The organism is Streptomyces sp. NPDC048172 (genome assembly GCF_043202595.1).
GTDB lineage: Bacteria > Actinomycetota > Actinomycetes > Streptomycetales > Streptomycetaceae > Streptomyces.
The window spans coordinates 443,401-461,919 of sequence record NZ_JBIDAT010000003.1 but is presented as its reverse complement, the minus strand read 5'-3'; the positions used below and the strand labels follow the sequence as shown (position 1 = coordinate 461,919).

General features: G+C 70.7%; 18 protein-coding genes. 14 read left to right on the top strand and 4 right to left on the bottom strand.

From position 1 onward, the window contains the following. Positions 1-71 precede the first annotated feature (71 nt). Together ACGF3A_RS15485 and ACGF3A_RS15480 are read right to left on the bottom strand one after the other, a co-directional pair. Complete coding sequence (locus ACGF3A_RS15485; RefSeq protein WP_393729850.1) at positions 72-308, bottom strand: DUF397 domain-containing protein; 237 nt, start codon at positions 306-308, stop codon at positions 72-74. A 3-nt stretch (positions 309-311) separates the two neighbouring features. Continuing rightward, complete coding sequence (locus ACGF3A_RS15480; protein WP_393729849.1) at positions 312-1,187, bottom strand: helix-turn-helix domain-containing protein; 876 nt, start codon at positions 1,185-1,187, stop codon at positions 312-314. Between the two features lie 192 nt (positions 1,188-1,379). Here ACGF3A_RS15480 and ACGF3A_RS15475 point away from each other — a divergent pair, with 192 nt between their 5' ends. The 6 genes from ACGF3A_RS15475 (at position 1,380) to ACGF3A_RS15450 (ending at position 6,617) form a co-directional block, all read left to right on the top strand. Beyond that, positions 1,380-1,829: an ATP-binding protein gene (locus ACGF3A_RS15475; protein ID WP_393729847.1), complete on the top strand. Its 450-nt coding sequence runs from the start codon at positions 1,380-1,382 to the stop codon at positions 1,827-1,829. Between the two features lie 121 nt (positions 1,830-1,950). After that, positions 1,951-2,766 carry a basic amino acid ABC transporter substrate-binding protein gene (locus ACGF3A_RS15470; protein WP_393729845.1) on the top strand — a complete coding sequence of 272 codons (816 nt, stop codon included), beginning with the start codon at positions 1,951-1,953 and terminating at the stop codon, positions 2,764-2,766. Next, positions 2,763-3,542, top strand: a complete 780-nt coding sequence (locus tag ACGF3A_RS15465) for an amino acid ABC transporter permease (RefSeq protein WP_393729843.1) — start codon at positions 2,763-2,765, stop codon at positions 3,540-3,542. The genes ACGF3A_RS15470 and ACGF3A_RS15465 overlap by 4 nt, the downstream gene beginning before the upstream one ends. A gap of 17 nt (positions 3,543-3,559) precedes the next feature. Further along, positions 3,560-4,351: an amino acid ABC transporter ATP-binding protein gene (locus tag ACGF3A_RS15460; RefSeq protein ID WP_393729841.1), complete on the top strand. Its 792-nt coding sequence runs from the start codon at positions 3,560-3,562 to the stop codon at positions 4,349-4,351. A 273-nt stretch (positions 4,352-4,624) separates the two neighbouring features. After that, positions 4,625-5,665, top strand: coding sequence for a sigma-70 family RNA polymerase sigma factor (locus tag ACGF3A_RS15455; protein ID WP_393729839.1), 1,041 nt, complete (start codon positions 4,625-4,627; stop codon positions 5,663-5,665). 295 nt (positions 5,666-5,960) lie between these two features. Next, a complete protein-coding gene (locus ACGF3A_RS15450) occupies positions 5,961-6,617 on the top strand; it encodes an N-acetylmuramoyl-L-alanine amidase (protein ID WP_393729837.1) in 657 nt (218 codons plus the stop codon). Positions 6,618-7,085: 468 nt separating this feature from the next. Here the strand turns inward: ACGF3A_RS15450 and ACGF3A_RS15445 are convergent, their stop codons facing one another. Next, positions 7,086-7,532 carry a hypothetical protein gene (locus ACGF3A_RS15445; RefSeq protein WP_393729835.1) on the bottom strand — a complete coding sequence of 149 codons (447 nt, stop codon included), beginning with the start codon at positions 7,530-7,532 and terminating at the stop codon, positions 7,086-7,088. Here ACGF3A_RS15445 and ACGF3A_RS15440 point away from each other — a divergent pair. Beyond that, positions 7,501-7,650, top strand: a complete 150-nt coding sequence (locus tag ACGF3A_RS15440) for a hypothetical protein (protein ID WP_393729833.1) — start codon at positions 7,501-7,503, stop codon at positions 7,648-7,650. The two genes, ACGF3A_RS15445 and ACGF3A_RS15440, sit on opposite strands and share 32 nt — an antisense overlap. A gap of 76 nt (positions 7,651-7,726) precedes the next feature. After that, positions 7,727-8,503 (top strand): class I SAM-dependent methyltransferase, encoded by a 777-nt coding sequence (locus ACGF3A_RS15435; RefSeq protein WP_393729831.1) that lies wholly within the window; start codon positions 7,727-7,729, stop codon positions 8,501-8,503. Positions 8,504-8,702: 199 nt separating this feature from the next. Here ACGF3A_RS15435 and ACGF3A_RS15430 read toward each other — a convergent pair whose 3' ends face one another. Next, positions 8,703-9,260: a DUF6817 domain-containing protein gene (locus ACGF3A_RS15430; RefSeq protein ID WP_393729830.1), complete on the bottom strand. Its 558-nt coding sequence runs from the start codon at positions 9,258-9,260 to the stop codon at positions 8,703-8,705. A 180-nt stretch (positions 9,261-9,440) separates the two neighbouring features. Here ACGF3A_RS15430 and ACGF3A_RS15425 point away from each other — a divergent pair, with 180 nt between their 5' ends. The 6 genes from ACGF3A_RS15425 to ACGF3A_RS15400 all read left to right on the top strand — a co-directional run bounded on the left by ACGF3A_RS15425 (position 9,441) and on the right by ACGF3A_RS15400 (position 18,455). Next, a complete protein-coding gene (locus ACGF3A_RS15425; RefSeq protein WP_393729828.1) occupies positions 9,441-10,361 on the top strand; it encodes a LysR family transcriptional regulator in 921 nt (306 codons plus the stop codon). Positions 10,362-10,370: 9 nt separating this feature from the next. Further along, positions 10,371-10,709 carry a deoxyxylulose-5-phosphate synthase gene (locus ACGF3A_RS15420; RefSeq protein ID WP_393729826.1) on the top strand — a complete coding sequence of 113 codons (339 nt, stop codon included), beginning with the start codon at positions 10,371-10,373 and terminating at the stop codon, positions 10,707-10,709. Between the two features lie 221 nt (positions 10,710-10,930). Continuing rightward, positions 10,931-11,695: a DUF4239 domain-containing protein gene (locus ACGF3A_RS15415; RefSeq protein ID WP_393729824.1), complete on the top strand. Its 765-nt coding sequence runs from the start codon at positions 10,931-10,933 to the stop codon at positions 11,693-11,695. Between the two features lie 201 nt (positions 11,696-11,896). After that, complete coding sequence (locus ACGF3A_RS15410) at positions 11,897-14,272, top strand: glycoside hydrolase family 95-like protein (RefSeq protein WP_393729822.1); 2,376 nt, start codon at positions 11,897-11,899, stop codon at positions 14,270-14,272. Then, positions 14,269-16,098, top strand: a complete 1,830-nt coding sequence (locus ACGF3A_RS15405; protein ID WP_393729820.1) for a hypothetical protein — start codon at positions 14,269-14,271, stop codon at positions 16,096-16,098. Before ACGF3A_RS15410 ends, ACGF3A_RS15405 begins: the two co-directional genes overlap by 4 nt. Next, positions 16,095-18,455 carry a glycoside hydrolase family 95-like protein gene (locus tag ACGF3A_RS15400; RefSeq protein WP_393729818.1) on the top strand — a complete coding sequence of 787 codons (2,361 nt, stop codon included), beginning with the start codon at positions 16,095-16,097 and terminating at the stop codon, positions 18,453-18,455. Before ACGF3A_RS15405 ends, ACGF3A_RS15400 begins: the two co-directional genes overlap by 4 nt. The last annotated feature ends 64 nt before the right edge of the window (positions 18,456-18,519 follow it).

The following is an 18,519-nucleotide window of genomic DNA, read 5'->3' as shown; positions in this document are numbered from 1 at the left end:
CCGGGCGGGCCGTTCCACGACGGCCCGCCCGGGGTTCGCCGCACGGGAGCGCGGCAGTGGTCGTACGCGCGTCAGGCGACCAGGAAGTCGGCCTTGCCCTCCTTCGCGCCCAGGACGAAGGTCGTGATGTCGTGACGGCTGCAGATCAGCGCGGGCCCGTCCGGGTCGGTGGACTGGCGCAGCGCGACACGGCCGTCCGCCAGCATGAGCGCTTCCACGCAGCTCCCGCCGTTGCCACCGCTCCACGGCTTGTGCCAGCCCTCGCTGCCCAGGTGTTTGGCGGGCATTCCGTTGTAGATACGACCCATGGTTCAGATCTCCTTGCGCAGTGCAGTGAGGGTCGCCCGGGTCCGCGACAGAGGCACGGCCTGGGCGCACATCCGGTCGAGCGCCTCCCGGAACCCCGAGACGTCGTCGATCTGGTCGAAATAGACCGCACCCACCAGGCTCTCCGCGCAGGCGACGTCAGGAAGTTCCTCCTGAGGGAACCGGAACAGATGGAAGGGCCCGTACATGGCGGGATGCGGTCCCGCGCTGTACGGCATGAGCTGGAGCTGGATGTGCGTCTGCTCCGACACCTCGATGAGGTGGTCGATCTGCTCGCGCATCACCTCGGCCCCGCCGATCGGACGGCGCAGCACCGTCTCGTCCATGACCACCCACAGCATGGGCGGGTTCTCCCGGCTGAGCAGGGCCTGCCGCTCCAGGCGCAGCGCCACCTGCCGCTTGATCTCGCCCTCGGGGGCGTGCGGCATGCCCGCGCGCAGGACCGCACGCGCGTAGTTCTCGGTCTGGACCAGTCCGGGGATGTAGTGCGGCTCGTAGGCACGGATCTCGTGGGACTCGGTCTCCAGGCTGACGAAGACGCTGAACCACTCGGGCGTCACGTCGCGGTAGCGGTGCCACCAGCCGGGCTGGTTCGCCTCCCGGGCCAGCGAGACGAACCCCTCGATCTCGGAGGGGTCGCTCACGCCGTACGTGCGCAGCAGCTTCTCGACGTACGGAACCTTCAGGCCGACCTCGGCCTTCTCCATCCTGCGCACGGTGGCGTGGGTGACATCCAGGGCCCTCGCCGCCTGCTCGTAGGACAGACCCGCCTTGTCGCGCAGCTGCTGAAGCCTCTTGCCCAGCACGATGCGCAGCACGGTGGGTGCTCCACCGCCACCACCCGTCCGCGAGTCCGGCACTGCCGCTCCCTTCCAACTGTCTTCTTACAGAGGCAGTTTGGCACGGCAACCAACTCCAAAGACACCCTGCACGGAACCGTTCTGCAATTCACAGACTGATCCTTGCCATACGCGAGTGACGAACCGCATAGTAGAGCTGTGGCTGCCCCCCATGACGCCCTGCCTTTAGACCACCGGTCTGACGGTGCCCTGATGGCCCGTCCTCACCGGGACGCCTTCCATCTCCCTGCCCGCGACAGCTCCGTGTCCGAGGCCCGATCACGCGTGCTCGACCGACTGCGCGGATGGCACGTGGACGAGGAGTCCTGCGCCGATGCCCAGTTGCTCATGTCCGAGCTGTTCACCAACGCCGTCCGGCACACCGACAGCAACAAGATAAGTTGCGAGCTGTGGGTCATAGGCGTGCGCCTGCGTCTGGAGGTGACGGACGAGGGTGGCGGCTGCGAGCACATATGCCCGGACTGTGCCGACGGCACGCCGGAGGGCGACAGCGACGGCGAGAGCGGACGCGGACTCCTCCTCGTCAGCGTCCTCGCCGACGACTGGGGGATACGCCCGGGACATCCGGCCGGTCAGAACGGCCAAGGAGTGACAGGGCACGCGGTGTGGGCAGAGCTGGAGTGTGACAGGACGTTCGACTGACGGGCCGTTATCTCCTCGCAATGTACGCGGCGGATCCGCCCGCGCGGATCCGGTGGCAGGATGCACGGAACTTACCGGTCTGGTCGGACTCCCTGGTGGCACACCCACTCCTGGAGGCGCTGTGTCCGTACGATCCGCGCGTAAGCCCTGGAAGCCGCTCACTGCGGCATTCGCGTCCGCCGCCCTCGTCACCACTCTCGTCGCCTGTTCCAGCACCAAGTCCTCGGGCGGGAGCGGCACCGACGTCGAGCTGGTCTCCTCCGGCAAGCTCAAGACCTGCACCCATCTCCCGTACGCGCCCTTCCAGTTCAGGAAGGGCAAGGAAATCGTCGGCTTCGATGTCGACCTGGTCGATCTCATCGCCAAGGACCTCGACGTCACGCAGGAGATCGTCGACACCCCCTTCGAGGGCATCCAGTCCGGTGAGGACCTGAACGCGAGCAAGTGCGACCTCGCCGCCGCGGGGATGACGATCACTCCTGTGCGCGACAAGAACCTGGACTTCTCGAACTCCTACTTCGAAGCCACCCAGGCCCTGCTGGTCAAGAAGGGCAAGGGCTACGACGCGCTCAGTGACCTCAAGGGCAAGAAGCTCGGCGTCCAGCAGGCCACCACGGGCGAGGAGTACGCGAAGAAGCACGCCAAGGGCGCCAAGACCGTCCAGTTCGAGGACCTCGGCCTGCTGCTCACCGCCGTGAAGACGGGGCAGGTCGACGCGGGCATCAACGACAACGGTGTGCTCTACGACTACGTCAAGAAGAATCCGGACACCGAGGTCACCGCCGAGTTCGACACCGGCGAGAAGTACGGCGTGGGCGTCCGCACCGGCAACGACGCGCTGCGCAAGCAGATCAACAAGAGCCTGAAGAAGGCCAAGGCCGACGGACGTTACGACAAGATCTACAAGAAGTGGTTCGGCAAGGAGCCGACGCGGTGAAGCGCCGCCAGCGCACCCGCCTCATCCGGACCGGCCAGTACACGCTCCTCGCCCTCGTCGTCCTCGCCTTCGCGCTCGCGGCCGACTGGGGCGAGCTGCGGCGCGCGTTCTTCGACCTGGACGTCGCCAAGGCGCAGTTCCCCGAGGTCGTCACCACCGCGCTGGTCAACACCGTCGTCTATACGGTGCTCGGTTTCAGCTTCGGCCTGGCGCTGGGGCTGCTGCTGGCGCTGATGCGCCTGTCGAAGGTGCCGCCGTACCGCTGGCTGGCGGTCGGCTACATCGAGTTCTTCCGCGGCGTACCGGCCCTGCTGGTCTTCATCGCCCTGGGCTTCGGCGTGCCGCTGGCGTTCCAGGTGTCCATCAACCAGTACGTGACGGTGATGCTCGCGCTCGGCCTCGTCGGCGCGGCCTACATGGCGGAGACCATCCGCGCGGGCATCCAGGCGGTGCCCCGGGGCCAGACAGAGGCCGCTCGGTCGCTAGGGATGTCCCAGCCCCGCGCGATGGTCTCCATCGTCATCCCGCAGGCGTTCCGCATCGTGCTGCCCCCGCTGGCCAACGAACTGATCCTGCTCACCAAGGACTCCTCCCTGGTCTACCTGCTGGGCCTGTCGATGGACCAGTACGAGCTGGCCAAGTTCGGGCGGGACGCGCTCAACCAGCACCGCAGCCTGACCCCCATCCTGATCGCCGGGCTCTTCTACCTGGCGATCACCCTGCCCCTCGGCCATCTGGTGCGGCGCCTCGAAGCCCGTACGGCGAAGGCCCGGTGACCGGTTTGGAGACGTCCATGGACACGCCGTCGGACACCTCCGGACCGGCGATCGAGGTGACCGGGCTGCACAAGTCCTTCGGCGAGCTGGAGGTGCTCAAGGGCATCGACATCACCGTGCGGCGCGGCGAGGTGGTGTGCGTGATCGGCCCCTCGGGTTCGGGAAAGTCGACGCTGCTGCGCTGCGTGAACCTGCTGGAGGAGCCGACATCGGGTGTCGTCAGGGTCGCGGGGGAAGAGGTGACCGACCCGGACGTCGACATCGACGGCGTACGGCGGCGCATCGGCATGGTCTTCCAGGCGTTCAACCTGTTCCCGCATCTGACCGCGCTGGGCAATCTGACGATCGCCCAGCGTCGCGTCCTGGGGCACGGCAAGGCGGAGGCGGAGGAAGTGGCGCGGCGCAATCTCCGGCGCGTCGGCCTGACCGAGAAGGAGCACGTCTACCCGGCTCAGCTCTCGGGCGGCCAGCAGCAGAGGGTCGCCATCGCGCGTGCGCTCTCCATGGGACCTGAACTGATGCTCTTCGACGAGCCGACCTCCGCCCTCGACCCCGAACTGGTCGGCGATGTGCTGGCTGTCATGCGCAAGCTCGCCCAGGAGGGGATGACGATGCTCGTCGTCACCCACGAGATGAGCTTCGCGCGGGAGGTCGCCGACCGCGTGATCTTCATGGACGCGGGGGCGGTCGTGGAGGAGGGACCGCCGGAGCAGGTCGTGGGCGAGCCGCAGCACGCGCGTACCCGGTCCTTCCTCGCGCGGGTCCTCGACCCTGCCGCAGCGGAGGTGCTGGAGGAGGGTCCCGAGTAGCGTGGTGACAAAAGGGCGCTGCCCGTAAACCTCGCGCGCCGGGGGCGCGACGGAGCGCAACCACCACTTCTCGGAGGGGAACCGCCCCCGCCACGGCCGTCGAGAGAGCAGACTGGGCTGCGCCGATACGGGCGGAACCAGGCCCGCGACCGTCAGCCCCGGTCCGCTCCGGACCGGCGTTGTCAGTCCCTTCTTCTATATTCCGAGCATCGAAACATTCCGGGGCGGTCATCGCTCAGCGGCGCAGGACGAGAAGGACGAGAGGCCAGGACGATGGCAGAGACGCCACCCACCGATTCCGTCTCCCCAGGCGGCTCCACAGCCGATGACCTGCTGGAGCGTGCACGCCCTTACCGCAACGAGCTGCTGGCGCACTGCTACCGCATGCTCGGGTCGGTCCACGACGCCGAGGACCTGGTCCAGGACACGTATCTGCGCGCCTGGCGCGCGAGCGACCGGTTCGAGGGGCGTTCCTCGCTCCGCACGTGGCTGTACCGCATCGCGACGAACGCGTGCCTGACCGCGATCGAGCAGCGCGGCCGCCGCCCCATGCCCTCGGGCATCGGCGCGCCCAGCGACCCGGAGCGCCCCGTCTCGGAGTCCCCCGAGGTGCCCTGGCTGGAGCCGATACCGGACACGATGTTCAGCGGCGACCAGCCCTCCGACCCGGCCTCCGTCGTCGTGTCGAAGTCCAGCATGCGCCTGGCGCTCGTGGCGGCGCTCCAGCATCTGCCGGCCCGGCAGCGGGCTGTGCTCCTGCTGCGCGACGTGCTCAAGTGGCGCGCGGCCGAGGTGGCCGAGCTGCTCGACTCGACGACGGCGAGCGTCAACAGCGCCCTTCAGCGGGCCCGCGCCCAGCTCGAACAGGCGTCGCCGGTGGAGGAGGAGCTCACGGAGCCCACCGACCCGGCCATGCGGGACCTCCTCGACCGGTACGCGACGGCGTTCGAGAAGTCGGACGTCACAGCGATCGTCGACCTGTTCAAGGAAGACGCCGTTTGGGAGATGCCCCCGTTCCCGCAGTGGTTCCGCGGCCGCGAGGACATCGTGCAGCTCATCACCCACCAGTGCCCCATCGGCCCGGACCAGGGCCTCATGCTGCCCACGTCGGCCAACGGCCAGCCCGCCTTCGGGCTCTACAGCCTCCAGGAGGACGGCAGCTACCACCCGTTCCACATCCAGGTGCTCACCCTGCACAAGGGCCAGGTCGCGCACGTCGGCGCGTTCTTCGGCGACGCGCTGTTCACGGCCTTCGGGCTGCCGGACGTCGTCCGCCCGGACGAGGTGCCCGCGCACCTCGCCGGACGGCACTGACCGGTACCGAACCCCGGGCCGAGCCCGGACCGGACCTGACGGACCCTCCGGACCGGACCTGACGGGCACCCCGGGCTCGCTGACGTGAGCCCGGGGCGCCCGATGCGCGCGGGATCGTCCGTCCCTCCGCCCGCCGGAGGGACGGACGCCCGTTGCGCTTCGTGCGCCCATTGGTCCACCCAATGGCGCCTTTGTGCCACCCTTGGCAGCTCTGAGCAGGGATGTCACTATCGACGCGCGTCAACTTGTCATGAACGTGCCCCCACCTCTCTCATTTCCCCCCACGGGAGACACGATGGACCCAGCACGCCCGCACCACCGGCACCTCTCCCTCCCCACGCGCCGCACGATGCTGCGCGGCGGCGCCGGACTCGCCCTGGCCATGGGCGCGTCGGCCGCTTCCCTGCTCGCCTCCGGCTCAGCCGCGACCGCGCAGTCCCGGGGCGCCAGGAGACCGCGCGACGTGGACTACCCGAAGGCCGAGTGGCTCCCGGCGGACAAGTCCAACTACACGTCCTCCGACCGGCCTTCCACGTACACGGTCGAGTTCGTGGTCATCCACGTCACTCAGGAGACCTACAAGGACGCACTCGCGATCTTCCAGAACCCCGCCAAGGACGTCTCGCCGCACTACCTCATCCGTTCCGCCGACGGCCACATCGCGCAGACCGTGCGGGAGAAGGACGTCGCCTGGCACGCAGGCAACTGGGACTACAACACGCGCAGCGTCGGCATCGAGCACGAGGGCTGGATCGACGAGCCCGACAAGTGGTTCACAGACGAGATGTACGCGGCCTCGGCGGCCCTCACCGCCAACATCTGTGACGACTACGCGATCCCCAAGGACCGCGACCACATCATCGGGCACAACGAGGTGCCCGGAGCGGACCACACGGACCCCGGACCGCACTGGGACTGGGACCGCTACATCGAGTTGGTCAAGGCGAGTTGAGCGGCGCGGCCCGGCTCCTCCCGGGTCGCGCCGCAAGACTTCAGCACATCGTGTGACTACCGGCCGGAAGCCTTCTGCGGGCCACCTGCACGGACGCATCCTCTGGCGTGTGAAGGGACGCTTCGGAAGGCATCCGCGAACGGCCACGGTGGTGGCGTGCACGGCGCTCGCGCTGGGCACCGCCGCCACCGCACAGGCGCTCGTCGACGAGCCCGACCCGCACCCCGCGGCAGTGGCCGCCCGGATCGAGCCCGGCCGACCGGGCCCGCCTCACCAGTCCGGCCTGCCCGGTCCGCCCGGCCTGCCCGGCCCGAGGGCTCTGAGCGGGGCTCCGGCCAAAGCCGCCGAGCCTCGCGCCCGTTCTGCCTCCTGGCCCCCGAACATCTCCGTGAGCACCCACCCCGGCCCTGATGGCGGCGCCGGGGTCTCCATCCGTACGGGTGATGTCCGCGTCGACGCGCAGGCCCATCAGGGCGGCTGCGGGGGCCCGCGCGCCCAGGCAGCCATCCGGAGCGGCCAGGGGACCTCGGTCACGGCGCGCGCCGGGGGCGGTCCGTGCGCCCCGCCCCCTCGCCCGCCCGAGCCCACCGGCGCGCCTCCCGCGGCGTCCCCGCCGCCCGCTCCCCCGGCTCCCCCGGCTTCGCCACGACCGCCCGTGCCGTCGCCGCCCCCGCCCCCGCCCCGGAGCGCGGCCCCGAGCCCCACGCCGCCACGTCCCTCGCCCACCCCGGCCAAGCCCGTACGCGCGGCCTCGCCGCCGCCCCGTACGACCGCGCCGCCCACCCGGCCCGCCGAGCCCACCCGGAAGCCCTCGCCGTCCCGCAGCGAGCCCGTCGCGCTGCCACCGCGAACCGCGGCGAGTCGGCAGCATCCGGACGGCAGCATGTCGATGGTCACCCGCACGCTGCTGCTCATCTCGCCCGCGGTCCTCGCGGCGGCGGCGCTGCGCCCCCGTTCGGGCGGCTCGGGCCAGGCCCGGGGCGGCGGTTCGGGCAGCGGTTCAGGTGGCGGTGCGGCCTCCAGCGGCGGCTGACGGAGCGCCCAGGAGCCGGACCGGCCCGGCCCGGCGCGCCCTGTGAACCTCGCGACCCGTGGGCCAGGATGGGCCCATGGCTACGGACTCGCGCGCCCTCTCGTTCAGCGCGGTGGCAGATCTCTACGCCGCGAACCGCCCCTCGTACCCGGCCGTTCTCTTCGACACCGTCGAGGAACTGGCCGGGCGATCCCTCGCGGGTGCCCGTGTCGCCGATGTGGGCGCGGGTACGGGCATCGCGTCGGCCCTCCTGCGGGATCGGGGCGCAGACGTCCTCGGCGTCGAGCCGGGCGACGGAATGGCCGCACGATTCCGTGAAACGCTGCCCGGGGTCCCGGTCGTACGAGGCGACGGAAACGCTCTGCCCTTGGCGGACTCCTCCTGCGACCTGGTGACGTACGCGCAGTCCTGGCACTGGACCGATACGGAGCGGTCCGTACCCGAGGCACTGCGGGTGCTGCGTCCGGGCGGCGCGCTCGCGCTCTGGTGGAACACGCCCCCTCCTGATGTGCCCTGGGCTGTCGAACAGTTGGAGCGCATCGAGCACCACTGCGGCAGAAAACCGGCAGCCACCCGCCCCGACGCCAGCAATGCCGGTCAGCTCGCGGGGCTCTCCGGCCTCCACGCCGAGCTTCGCCGAATACGGTGGAGCCGCACCGTCCCCCTGGACACGCATCTCGCGAACATCACGAGCAGTTCGACGTTTCTTGTGCTCGACCGGTCCGTCACCGAGCGGTTCCTCGATGAGGAACGCGCCATTCTGCGGGGGATCTTCCCTGGCGAGATGGTGGAAGAAATCTATGTGGTCGTCCTCCTGGTGACCACAACACGTAGCCACGGAGGACGACCGTGAGGAGCCCAGAGATCCAAGTCGGCAACGGAACGTGGCGCTCTACCCGTTTGAGCTACACCGGCCGAAGCCGGTGGCGAGACTTGAACTCGCAACAACCCGATCCCGAATCGAAGTAGCCGTTGCCTGCGCACCTGGGCCGTGCCCCACCGTAGGACGGGCGGCGCCCGGGACGCACACGGTTTTCGACGGTCCGGTCGCTTCAGCCAGGAGGAGAGGCGAGCACCTCCTGGCAGTCGCGCCACGCGGCCGCGGTCAGCAGGGGGCGGAACCGGGCGAACAGCGCGAGGAGTTCCGGGCCCTGCTTCTCGCGGAAGACAGGGTCCACGCGAGCGAGATCCAGCTCGTTGGCCGCCGTCAGCTCCGCGAAGTCCCGCCGGTGCCGTGGCTGCGGCATGTGGGTCCGGCCGGTGAACCGGTCGTGGAAGGCGCTGGAGGGATCCATGAGGGCCGGATAGGTGGCCTTCCGGTCGCAGCTCGCGTAGAGGTACACGATCGCCTCGGCCTCGGTGCCGATGACCGCTGCCAGTTCGGTCCGGCGGTCGAGGGCGAGAAGCGCCGTGGCGAATCCGTCCGTTCCGTAGAACGCGTGGCACAGGCCAGCGCGTTGGAGCGCGGGGCGGGCACCCCATGCGGCGAGCCGCTCCCGTACGCGCTGGAGATGGGCGAGGAGCGTCCCGCCGGGATGGGTGATGCTCTCGGCGCCGAACCGGCGCAGGAACGCGAGGGCTTGCTCTGCGGTGGAGGGAGGAGCCGGCACGGGGCGTGTCCTTTCCGTCCTCGGAGGGTCGGCACCCGCCGGACGTCTCCGCTCGTGGTCCGGACACCGCGGAGTCGCCGGGCGGGTTGCCGCCTGGGCCCTGCGGTGATCCTCGTGCAGCGGGTGAACCCCAGTCAATCCTGGGAATTCCTCGCGATCCCCCAGCTGTAGCTTGGGGTGGTGACTCTTGAAGACCTGCGCGTGTTCGTCGCCGTGTGCCGGGCCGGAAGCCTCAGCGCGGTGGCCCGGGATCTGGGCTGTACGCAGTCCGCGGTGAGCCAGCATGTGAAGCGGCTGGAACGGGAGACCGGGGTCAGCCTGCTGGAGCGGCTGCCACGCGGGGTGGCGCCCACCCCTGCCGGGCACATCCTCCGGGCCGCGGCGGACCAGGGGATCTCGGGCCTGGACCTCGCTCTCCGGCGGATCGACGACCTCGCGAACGGGGAGAGCGGCTCCGTGCGGGTCACGACGGGCGGGGTCACCCTGCGGCACTTCATGGCCGAGGCGGTCGTCACGTTCCGCCGTCGCTATCCGAAGGTGAACCTGGAGTTCCAGACCGGGAACTCCAGCAGCGGATGCTTCGACGCGCTCGTCGAGAGCGGCCTCGACCTCGCCTGGGTGACGATCGGCCCGCCCGTACGCGGCATCGAGCAGCGCCCGGTGATCGAGCTGCCCTGGGTCCTGGCCGTGCGGGCCGACGATCCCCTCGCGTCCCGGTCGCGTGTCGAGGTGGCGGAGCTCGCCGACGTCCCGCTGATCCGGTTGCCGCAGGACTCCACGTCCGGCACCCGGCTGGACGCCGCCTTCGCCGAGCTGGGCGTCCGTCCCGACGCCGCGACCAGCGTCGCCGACTGGGACACCGCCCTGCTCCTCGCCGAACTCGGCCTCGGCCATGCCGTCGTGCCCGCGCTGCCGGGGTGGGCCGTGCCGGGCGACGAGGGCCCTCTCCGGCTCGTTCCGGTCCCCGTCCTGCCCCCGCTGCCCGTCGGCTGGGCCGTGCGGCGCTGGGACGCCCTCACGCCGCTCGCGCGGGTCTTCGCCGAGACCGTCGCCGACAGCTGCGCGGAAAAGGCGGAGCGGCGTGCGCGGGGGCGCGCGTAGCCTGCCTTCATGCCCGGGATCCTCAACACCCACGTCGTCTGCACGCCGTGCAGGTCCGCCTTCAAGCGGCCGCTCCGCGCGGCGCCCGCCCGGTGCGCGTTCTGCGGCGGCGACATGATCGACGCGGGCCCGCAGCTGGCGGTGCCGGGCCGCCGTGACACGGACGGATGGCGCGCGCTCGCGGTCGTGCTCTCCGCCGGAGTGCGCTTCCCCGCGGTGGGCTGCGAGGCCGAAGGACCGGGGTACCGGCCGCGCACCATGCGCGAGGTCCAGGAGCGGGTGTCCGTGGCCGAGCGGACGGGCCGGTCGCTGGCGGAGGTCCTGACCGACCCCGACCCCTGGTCCTGACGGACCTCGGCGCCGCCCTGTCCCCATCTCCCGCTCCGGGGAGGCGAATTCACTCTTCCGGTGATTGACGCTCCCTGCCCCGGCAGGTGTCGGAGACACCTTGGCGCTCAGGATTTCACCCGTTCCGGCGGTGCGTGGGTCTGGGATCTCGACCGCGGGCCGGAACTCTCAACAATGGGCCTCAGACCATCTCTTCCGCTGAACTCACCTGGGGTACCCCTATGTCCGAATGGCTCGTGCTGGCCCTCGGCATGCTCGCCGCCTGCGTCGTCGTCATGGTGGTCGTCATCCTGAGACAGCGCCGCGCGGGCGATGACGACGATCCGACCGAGACGCCCGACGTGATCGAGTACATGACGATGATGGTGGGGGTGGTCTACGCGATCGTCCTCGGTCTGGCCATCGCCGGAGTCTGGGAGGCCAGGAACGCGGCGGACGAGTCCGTCACCAACGAGGCCCAGGCGCTCCACGAGGTGAGCGAGCGGGTGCGGGTCTATCCGGCAGAGGAGCGCGAGCGGGTCCGGGACGACGTGAACACGTATGTGCGCTACACGGTGCGGACCGAGTGGCCGCACATGAAGAAGACCGGCGAGCTCACCGACAAGGGCGCCAAGCTGCTCGGGGAGCTGCGCGAGGACGTGATGGCGTACGAGCCGCCCACCACGCAGCAGGCCCAGTCGTACCAGGCGGCTGTCGATCAGGTCGCCGAGGTGGACGCCGCGCGCAGCCAGCGCGCCTCCAGTGCCGAGCCGACGATGCCGGGGGTGGTGTGGTTCGGTCTGATCGTCGGGGCCATGGTCGCGATCGGCATGCTCTTCGCGCTCCAGATCCAGCGTTCCGGGCGGGAACTCGTCCTCGCGGGGCTGTTCAGCGCGCTGATCGCGTTCCTGCTCTTCCTGGTCTGGCACTTCGACTCCCCCTTCGCACGGGGGCTGTCCGACGCGACCGGCGCGTTCACCTCCTTGTTCCCCAAGGCGGCGGGATGATCTCGCGACCCGAGCGGCACGCCTCTTAGATCCGAGGAATACGCAAGCCAGACCCCTGGAAGTCGAACTTCCAGGGGTCTGGCTCATCTTGACGTCCGATGTTTGTGGTGCGCGAGGTCTTCCGCTCCGGCTGAGGCGGCTGCACTATGCGGGGTGGGTTCACGGACAGGAACCACCGGCGCGTACGTGACTGGAGGTCGCATGCCCAGCCATCCGCACAGGGCCCCGCACAGATCCCCCTCACGAAGAACCGTGCTCGGCACGGCCGTTGCCACCGCCTCGGCCGCGGGGGTCGTCGGTGCGACGGGGACGGCGGGCCTCCTCCCCTCCCCCGCGCACGCGGATGACTCGTCCTCGGCGACCACCCCGCGCACCGGGCACGCCCTGTGGGAGCAGGTGCTGCGGGACGCCGATCCCGTATGGCAGCGGATGCCCACCACCTGGTACGAGGGGCCGTTCCTCGGCAACGCGCGGCTGGGCGCCACGCTCTACGCCGAGCCGGAGGCCGGGAAGCGAGCCGTCCGCCTCACCGTCCAGCACAGTGAGGTCCAGGACCACAGGCCCGAGTTCGGCTCTCTCTTCGGCCTCGCGCGGCTGCCGCTGGGCCATTTCACGCTGGAGCCGGAAGGCGAGATCACCGGTCTCGACTGGCGGCTCGGGCTGTACGACGCGGAGCTGACCGGCACTCTCACGACCACGCGCGGAAAGCTCACCCTGCGCGCCCTGGTGCACAATTCCCGCTCCGTACTCGTCGTGGACGTCCGCCCGAGCGCGGGCGAGCGGAACTTCTCCTGGACCTTCCATCCCGCCGAGGCGGTCAGTCCGCGCCTCGCCTTCAAGGAACCCCCGGACGGCTACACCGCCAACCCCGCGCCGCGCACGGAGGACCACCCGGGAGGGGTGCACGCCGCCGTGCAGCCCCTGCACGCGGGCGGGCATCATGTGACCGCCTGGCGCGAGACGAAGCGCGGCGGCGGCGCCCGTACGCTCCACGCCACCGTCGCGCACTCGCACCCTTCGAGCACGGCCGTTGAGCAGGCGCTCAAAACCCTGCGCTCCGCCTCGGCGCTTCCCTATGACGCGCTCGCCCGCTCGCACCGCGACTGGTGGCGCGGCTACTACCGCAAGAGCTTCCTGTCGTTCCCCGACGCCAAGCTCCAGCGCTTCTACTGGATCCAGCTCTACAAGGCCGCCTCGGCCGCCCGCGCGGACGCGCCCGTCATGGCCACCTGCGGCCCCTGGCTGGAGCCGACCCCGTGGCCCGCGACCTGGTGGAACCTCAACGTCCAGCTGGAGTACTGGCTCATACACGGCTCGAACCACCTCGAACTCGACGCCGTCACCCGCGCCTTGAGCGAGCACCGCGAGCAGCTCTCCGCCGCCCTCGCGCCGCCGTACCGCAAGGACTCCGCCGGAATCCCGCGCACCACCGACGTCCGGCTGCGCAACGGCGCCGACGCGCAGAACGGCGGCTACGGCGTCGGCATCCCGGGGCAGGAGCAGCCCACGCCCGAGGTGGGCAATCTGACCTGGGCGCTGCACAACGTCTGGCTGAGCTACCGGCACACCATGGACGAGCGGATCCTGCGCGACGTGCTCTTCCCCCTGCTGCGCAAGGCGGTCGCCTACTACCTGCACTTCCTGGAGGGCGGCCCGGACGGCAAGCTGCATCTGCCCCTGACGTACTCGCCCGAGTACCCGGAGTCGGGTCCGGACTGCAACTACGACCTGATGCTGCTCCGCTGGGGCTGCCGCACCCTGCTGGACGCCGCACGGACCCTGGACATCGACGACGAGATGGTGCCGCGCTGGCGCGAGGTGCTGGCCAAGCTGACGCCGTACCCGCGGGACAAGAACGGGTTCATGATCGCCGCGGGGGTGCCGTTCGCCCAGTCGCACCGCCATTACTCGCACCTCTTGGCCGTCTATCCCCTCTACGAGGTCACCTGGGAGCAGCCCGAGCACCGCGAGGTCATCCAGACGTCCCTCGACCACTGGGTGGGCTTCGAGGGCGCACTGCAGGGCTACACCTTCACCGGGGCGGCCTCGATGTCGGCCCAGATGGGGCGGGGCGACAAGGCCCTGGAGTATCTGGACCAGCTCATGGAGCGCTTCATCCAGCCGAACACCATGTACAAGGAGTCCGGCCCCGTCATCGAGACGCCCCTGTCGGCCGCGCAGTCCCTGCACGACATGGTGTGCCAGAGCTGGGGCGGCACCATCCGGGTCTTCCCCGCCGTGCCGGACGACTGGCGGGACGTGACCGTGCACGACTTCCGCACCCAGGGCGCGTTCCTGCTCAGCGCCGCCCGGACGGACGGCCGTACGCGCTGGGTACGGCTGCGCAGCGAGGCCGGGGCTCCGTGCGTCGTACGGCACTCGCTGCCCGGCCGGGTGGAGGTGCGGGACGGGCGCGGGCGGCCTCTACCGTCCGAGGACGCGGGCAAGGGCACCGTCCGTATCGACCTCAAGGCCGAGGGCGAGGCCGTGCTGACCGTCCGGGGCGAGCGGCCCGACATGACCGTACGGCCCGTCGAACCGATCGCCGAGGCGCCGAAATGGGGGCTGCCCTCATGACCAGTGACCGGGCCACCAGTACGGCTGCTTCCCGCGCCTCCCGGCGGACGGTCCTGGGGGCCGCCGCCGGAACGGGCGCCCTGTTCGCCATGGGCGCCACTTCCCCGGCGCGCGCGGGCGGCACCGAGGCGCGCGGAGACCGTCCGGGACGGCGGCTGCCCTTCCTGCTCGACATGGTGCACGCGAATCCGGGCGAACCCATGACGGACAGCCGCTACAACGATCCGCGCGTGCTGGCCTCGTACGACTACGACGGGCAGGTCATCAACGAGTTCCGTCCGCCCCATACGGCGCTCACCTTCGAAACGGTCGACAAGAGGATCTTCCCCGCCGGTTCGGAAGGACGTGCCTGGGTCGAGGACAACGCGCGCCGGGTCGACGCCCATGTCGCGCGGGCCCACGCCGCCGGGATCGCCTGCTACTTCTTCACCGACATCATCGTGCTGCCCAAACGGCTCGTGGAGCTGTACGGCGACGAGGTGCTGGACGCGCAGGGGAACATCTCCCTGCACAAGCCGCGCACGCAGGAGATCCACCGGCTGATGCTGCGCGAGCTGTTCGCGCGCTTCCCCGGCATCGACGGTCTGGTCATCCGAACCGGCGAGACCTACCTCCAGAACGTCCCGTTCCACACGGGCAACAACCCCATCACCGAGGACAAGGCCAGCCACGAGCTGCTGATCGGGCTGCTGCGCGACGAGGTGTGCGTACGGGCGGGCAAGCAGCTCTTCTACCGCACCTGGAACACCGGCGGCGACGGCGGGCTGCGCGACAACCCGGCCTACTACCGCGAGGTGACGGGACGTATCGCGCCGCACCCGAAGCTGCTGTTCTCGGTCAAGCACACCGCCTCCGACTTCTGGCGCACCATCCCGTTCAACCCCACGCTCGGCATCGGGAACCACCGACAGATCGTCGAGGTGCAGTGCCAGCGCGAGTACGAGGCCAAGGGTGCCTGTCCGGACTACGTCGCGGACGGGGTCATCAACGGCTTCGAGGAGTACGGCGACGCGGACGGCTCGCCCCGGGGACTCGCAGATCTCGTGGACAACCCGCTGCTCGCCGGGGTGTGGACCTGGTCGCGCGGCGGGGGCTGGCGGGGGCCGTACATCTCCAACGAGCTGTGGTGCGACCTGAACATGTGGGTGACCGCCCGCTGGGCCCGCGACACGGGCCTCGGTGAGAAGGGCGCGTTCGCCGCGTACGCGCGCCGTACGGGGCTGCGCGGGGACGGGGCGGGCCGCTTCCGCGAGCTGGCCCTGCTGTCCGCCGCCGGCACCCTGCGCGGTCACTACGGCGCCGCTCATCCGGTACGCGCGCTGACCTGGACACGGGACCAGTTCCTCGGGGGCTCCGACAAGGATCTCGCCCGGGACTTCGCCACGTTCGTCGACGACGGGGTGGTGGAGCAGGTGCTCGCCGAGAAGGCGCGGGCCGCGCGGATCTGGGCGCGCGTCGCGGAGCTGTCCGACGGGATCCGGCTGCGCGACGCGGAGGACCGCGCGTATCTGCGCGTCTCCGCGCGGTACGGCCACTGCCTCTACTCGGTCATCGGCCACGGCTGGCAGGTCATGCTGCGCGGCGTCGCCGGGGACCGCTCTGGCTCGTACGCACGCGACACCATGTCCGAGCACGTACGCGCCTACGACGCGTCCTGGCGGGCCTGGGAGCGGCTGGCCGAACGGCACGAGTCGTGCGCCACGCTCTACCAGCCGTACAGCTTCGGCAAGAAGGACGCCGACGGCGTGTACGAGGCCGACCCGGACCACGGCATCGGCCCGTCCGTGGACCACTACCGGAAGCTGCTGGGGGTGCGGTCACGGTGACGCGACCCTTCACACGCCGTACGGCGCTGGGAGCGACCGCCGCGGCGGCGGTCACGGCGGGCACCGGCGCCCTGTGGGAGGCGGGTTCCTCCACCGCCTGGGCGGACCCGGCGAAGGCGCCGTCCCACGAGGCGGGGCGGGTGCACGAGGAGTACGTCCGGGACGCGTCGCTCCGCTGGCGCCGGATGCCCCGTGGCTGGCAGGAGGCGCCGTTCCTCGGCAACGGCGATCTGGGCTGCCAGGTGTACGCGGGCGAGCGGGCCGACACGCTGAAGGTGATGCTCAGCCATACCCGCGTTCAGGACCAGCGCGGCCAGTGGCGGGCCGGAATCGGCTACTCGCGGCTTCCCGTCGGGTACTTCACGCTGACCCTGGCGGGCGAGGTGACGGCCCTGGACTGGACGCTGGACCTGTGGGACGCCGAACTGCGCGGCACGGTCACCACCACGCGCGGCAGCGTCACCCTGCGGGCCCTAGTGCACAACGGCAGCGGCGGACTGCTGGTGTCCACCGTGCCGAGCCGGGGCGAGGAGTCGGCCGCGTGGTCCTTCACCTGGCTGGAGGCGGGCACCACCCGGACCAGCGGGAAACCCCCGGAGTACGTGCCCAACGACCCGCCCCGCACGGGTGAGGCCGACGGCACCGGCTACTGCGAGCAGCCGCTGCTCGCCGGAGGGGGCTGGACCACCGCCTGGCGCGAGCGCGGAGAGGGCACGGGAAGGCTGCTGGCGGCCCATCTCGTGTACCGCTTCCCCGGTGAGGTGGCGGAGGCCACCCGGGCGGCCGTTCGGGCCGTGGAGCGCACTCTGGCGGGTCGGCCCGACGCACTGGTGCGGGAGCACCGCGACTGGTGGCACGCCTTCCACCGGAAGAGCTTCCTGTCGGTCCCGGACAAGCGGCTCCAGCGCTTCTATCTGATCCAGCTCTACAAGCTCGCCTCGGCCACCAGGGCGGAAGGACCAGCCATTTCGGAATGGGGCGCGTGGTTCCCCGAGGTGGGCAACAACTGGCCCGCGCTGTGGTGGAACCTGAACGTGCAGATCGGCATGGCGCCCGTGCACGGCGCGAACCACGCCGAACTGGACTCGGTCACCGAGGCGTTCCGGCGGTTCGAGAAGAATCTTCCGCTGTCCGTGCCGGAGGAGCACCGCGACGGGAAGAGCTACGCGCTCGGCCATCCCTCCGACTGGCAGCTGCGCGCGGGCGCCCACGACGTCGGCGTGCCCGGCAGCGACCGGATCACCGACAACTTCGGCAATCTGGTGTGGGCCCTGCACCATGTGTGGCTGGGTTACCGGCACACCATGGACCGCCGGGTGCTGCGGGACGTGCTGATGCCCGTACTGGCGAAAGCCGTGCACTTCTACAGCCTGTTCCTGCACGAGGGCCCGGACGGGCGGCTCCATCTGCCGAGGACGCGCTCGCCCGAGTACGCGGACGCCGAGGACTGCACGTACGACCTGTCGCTCCTGCGGTGGGGCGCCATCACGCTGCTGGAGTGCGCGCGCACGCTCCGTCTCGACGACCCGGCGGAGAAGCGCTGGTGGGACATCGCGCACAGGCTGACCCCGTACGCGCGCCATCCCGAGCAGGGTGTCATGGTCGGCAAGGACGTGCCCCTGGCCGAGTCGCACCGGCACCACTCCCATCTGCTCTGGCTGCACCCCCTGCGCGAGACGGTGTGGGACCGCCCCTCCGACCGGGGGGTGATGCGGCGTTCCATGGCGCACTGGGTGAGCACGCGCGAGCGGTGGCACGGCTACAGCTTCGCCGTGGGCTCGTCCATGTACTCCGTCATGGACGAGCCCGAGAAGGCCCTCGACCTCCTGACGTTCTTCACCGGTCTGAACGTGGTGGACGACTGCCAGATGACGGTCAACACCATGTACCGCGAGGGCAAGAACCTCGCTCTGGAGAGCCCGCTGGCGGGCGCGCAGTCGATGCTCGACATGGTGACGCAGAGCCACGGCGGGGTCGTGAAGGTCTTCCCGTCCGTCTCACGCCGCTGGCCCGACGCGTCCGTCGCCTCGCTGCGCGCCCAGGGCGGCTTCCTCGTGGACGCGGACCGCGCCGACGGCCGTACGCGCTGGGTGCGGGTGCGCGGCGAGGCCGGGGCGCATCTCGTCCTGGAGCACGGCGTACCCGGAGAGATCAGCGTGCGGGACGCGTCGGGCCGGGCGCTGCGCTGGCGGCAGACGGGCCCTGGACGCGTCGCCCTCGACCTGCCCCGGGGCGGCACCGCCATCGTCACGCCGCGCGGCTCCCGTCCGGCCACAGCCTCGGACGCGGGCCCGGACGCCGGGCCGCGGGACGTCCCCTCCCTGGGCCCGTCCGCGCCCTGGGGCCTTCCCGAGTAACCCACGTTCCGCTGCCTTCCGTTCCTTCGCTTCCCTTCCTCCGCTTCCCTTCCTCCCGGACAAA